The organism is Enterobacter sp. ZOR0014 (assembly GCF_000798855.1).
Taxonomy (GTDB): Bacteria; Pseudomonadota; Gammaproteobacteria; order Enterobacterales; family Enterobacteriaceae; genus Enterobacter; species Enterobacter kobei.
The window spans coordinates 1-3191 of record NZ_JTLF01000116.1; the positions used below are offsets into that span (position 1 = coordinate 1).

Sequence of the window (3191 nt, forward strand, 5' to 3'; positions counted from 1 at the left end):
CAGGTTTGCCGCCCAGTAATCTTTCACCCGGGAATAGACCACGTACTGCCCCATGCGCCAGTCGGTGATGCGGTAGGGGCCGCCGGCCAGCGGCGGCGTGGAGAGCGGGTCGCTGAGCTTATGATTTTTCCAGAACGATTCAGGCATAACCGGCAGCGAAAACAGGCTGAGCATATTCTCTTTATTCGGCTCACTCAGCTCAATGCGCACGGTCAGGGGGGCAATGGCGCGCACCGTTGCGCCTTTATACACAATGCGGAACTGGGGTACGCCTTCGGTCATAAATTTATGAAACGTAAAGGCCACGTCGCTGGCCTTAACCGGCGAGCCATCGTGAAAACGGGCCCGGGGGTTGAGCGAAATTTCGGCCCAGGCGAAGTTATCCGCATAGCGGACATTATCAGCAATCAGCGGATAGTAGCTGCCGGGTTCATCATCGGAGGTCACAAAAAGCGTATCGTAAAGGGATTCCGTTCGCGCCGCGGCGACGCCACGCAGGGCGAAGCGGTTAAAGTTGTCAAATGTTCCCGTGGCGGAGAGCGTGACCTTTCCGCCTTTGGGGGCGGCAGGATTGACGTAATCGAAGTGCGTAAAATTGACCGCGTACTTTGGCTCGCCAATCACGGCGAACGCGATGTTTTCTTTGATGGTTTGCGCCTGGCTCGACAGGCTTGCTAATACCAACAAAAGCAACATGAAGCGCATAAACATCTCGCGGCGGCTCCCTTTTTTACAGACCGGCTCAATTAAGCTGAATAATAAGTGACGTCACAGGCAATGTGAAATTATTCGGCCTGAGACGACACCTTATTTTGCCAGGTGCGGAACTGTTCCAGCGGCATAGGACGGCTAATCCAGTACCCCTGCAGGAAGTGGACGCCATGCTCACGCAGCCAGGCAGCCTGTTCCGGCGTTTCCACCCCTTCCGCAACGGTTAACATATTCAGCTTTCTTGCCAGCGTCAGCACAGCATCCAGCACCGGAGAGGTGACGGTTTCGGTGCCAATTGCGTTGACAAACCCACGGTCGATTTTCAGGTAGTCCATGGTGAAATGTTCAAGGTAGATCAGCGCACTGTGGCCGGTACCGAAATCATCAATGGCGATTTCGAATCCTTCGTTATGTAGCCATTCGAAGAGGCTGCTGGCTTCCCGATGGTTAAGCATGTCGCGCTCGGTGATCTCCAGCACGATCTGGAAGTAATCTGGCGGCAGTAAGCTTTTGAAGGTGCGCATATCATCTTTGAAGCTTTCCGCATGCAGATGCCCCGGCGCGATATTGATCCCCAGTTTTGCGCCCGGCGGCAGCACGGTTTGTAACACCGGCGCATCGCGAATGATGAGGTCAAACAGATGCAGCGTCAGCGGGACAATCAGTTTTTGCGCTTCGGCAAAATTGATAAAGGCGTCCGGTGGGATCTCACCCATGGTCGGGTGTTTCCAGCGCATCAGCACTTCAACGCCCCGCATCTGAAGTGCATCCGTATCCACCACTGGCTGATAAACCACATAAAACTGACCGCGCTTGATGGCGCTCAGAATTTCTTTGCCCGGGTTGAGACGCAGGGTGAGGATGTAGAAGTTAAGCGACCCTGCCGCAATCCCGCATAACAGTCCGAAGAACAGGGCGAAGAGGATCTCGTCGCTCGTCCACTCCCTGGCGTACAGTTTGATGGTCAGAGGGACCTCTGTGAGCGTCGCGGTGCGCGCAGGCGTTTGATGTAAATCACGCGCCCTGACGAGGGTGCTTGAGGCGGTGGATAATGCATTGTCGCCGATGATAATCGCGATGCCGGCAAACTCTTCCTGGCGCGCGGTATAAAGCAGGTACGGCGTCAGGTTGAGATTCACCGAGGTGAATACGCCGCCGTCCTTCACTAACGGATTACGATACCAGATGGCAATGGCGGGTCTGTTGGGCAGCATGGGCGTGCCGGGCAGCAGTGCGATATCAATCTGCTTGTTGATGTGCAGTTCGGGTATCAGCTCCTCCATCGGCGTATTCATCGGCCCTGTGGCTGACGAGCAGAACGCCATTTTGTTTCTGACCAGCAGAAAGGCGCGCACGTTGATGCTGAAGGCCGCGCGCGAGGTAAGCTCCGCGTTAACGTCCTGGCAATTATTCAGCGTGAGCGGCTGGAGTACGTCGATCGAGGTTTTCAGCTCCTCGAAATAGTTCTCCATGTAGATGCTCACATCCTTAATTAGCGTATCGAATCGGATTTCCCGCTTATGGTAGCTCCAGAAAAATTGCAATGAGCCCAGTAGGATAGCCGCGATCAGGCCGGTAATAATGCTGAAGAACAGTATCTTGCGATGACTGGCGAAGTAGCGGGTGAGCATAAACGTCGTGATTCCTGAATTGCCGCTGATTATATTCAGTGTAACGGGCAAAAAAAAGCACCGCCTAAGCAGTGCTTTTTTTTATTATATCGCCAGCCAAGGGATAACCAGCGATACAATCATGATATTAACTGCGTGTCAGTACGCGGCGCGCTTCGTTGTAGCGCTTCTTCCAGTACGGTTCGTTCATGCTGGAGATGGTGACGCCGCTGCTGGTGGAGGCATGTACAAACTGGTCATTACCAATGTAAATGCCAACGTGTCGACCTGTTGAACCAGCACGGAACAGAACTAAGTCACCGGTGCGCAGCTTGGTGCGGGAAATTGACTTGCCCATCTCCTGCTGTTCGTAGGTCGAACGCGGAAGATCTAATCCAAATTGCTCACGGAACGTACGTTGTACAAAACTGGAACAGTCAATACCTTTTTTAGTATTGCCGCCAAGACGATAACGCACGCCTTTCCAGTCAGCATACTGGTCCATAATACGGGACTTCACGTCCAGATTACGTACCATATTTTCAAATTCATCCTGAGAAGCTTGCAGTGAAGAGGAATCTTCCGTTCCCACAACACGCGTCTCAGGATGCATATTCTTTGCGGTGTTCGATGTACTACATGCAGATAACAGTACCGCGACTGCTATCGCCGGGATCCCCCGTAAGATATATCTCAGAAACGGTTGAGATTTGACCATTTTGTTTATTTTCCCTTGAAGTCCTTAACGACAAATATCGTTATAAAAATGCCAAACGTGACGAGACTAATTATCTGTACACAATGAGACAATTGTTTCTGATGACATTTGTGGCACAGCGCACAAAATTATTCACCATCGAAATAATTATC

3 protein-coding genes are annotated in these 3191 nt (G+C 52.2%); all 3 read right to left on the reverse strand.

Features of this window, described 5'->3' with window-relative positions; genetic code table 11:
- On the reverse strand, window positions 1–711 hold a 711-nt coding region (locus tag L977_RS05805), incomplete at its 3' end, for an ABC transporter substrate-binding protein (RefSeq protein WP_047625273.1).
- A gap of 74 nt (window positions 712–785) precedes the next feature.
- On the reverse strand, window positions 786–2342 hold the full coding sequence (locus tag L977_RS05810; protein ID WP_014884585.1) for a cyclic di-GMP phosphodiesterase: 1557 nt from the start codon (window positions 2340–2342) through the stop codon (window positions 786–788).
- A 127-nt stretch (window positions 2343–2469) separates the two neighbouring features.
- Complete coding sequence (mepS, locus tag L977_RS05815; RefSeq protein WP_014884584.1) at window positions 2470–3039, reverse strand: bifunctional murein DD-endopeptidase/murein LD-carboxypeptidase; 570 nt, start codon at window positions 3037–3039, stop codon at window positions 2470–2472.
- Window positions 3040–3191: the final 152 nt, after the last annotated feature.

Bases quoted from the DNA above. Each gene is read 5' to 3' on its own strand.
- L977_RS05810 (WP_014884585.1), bottom strand. From the start codon at position 2,342: ATGCTCACCCGCTACTTCGCCAGTCATCGCAAGATACTGTTCTTCAGC.
- mepS (WP_014884584.1), bottom strand. From the start codon at position 3,039: ATGGTCAAATCTCAACCGTTTCTGAGATATATCTTACGGGGGATCCCG.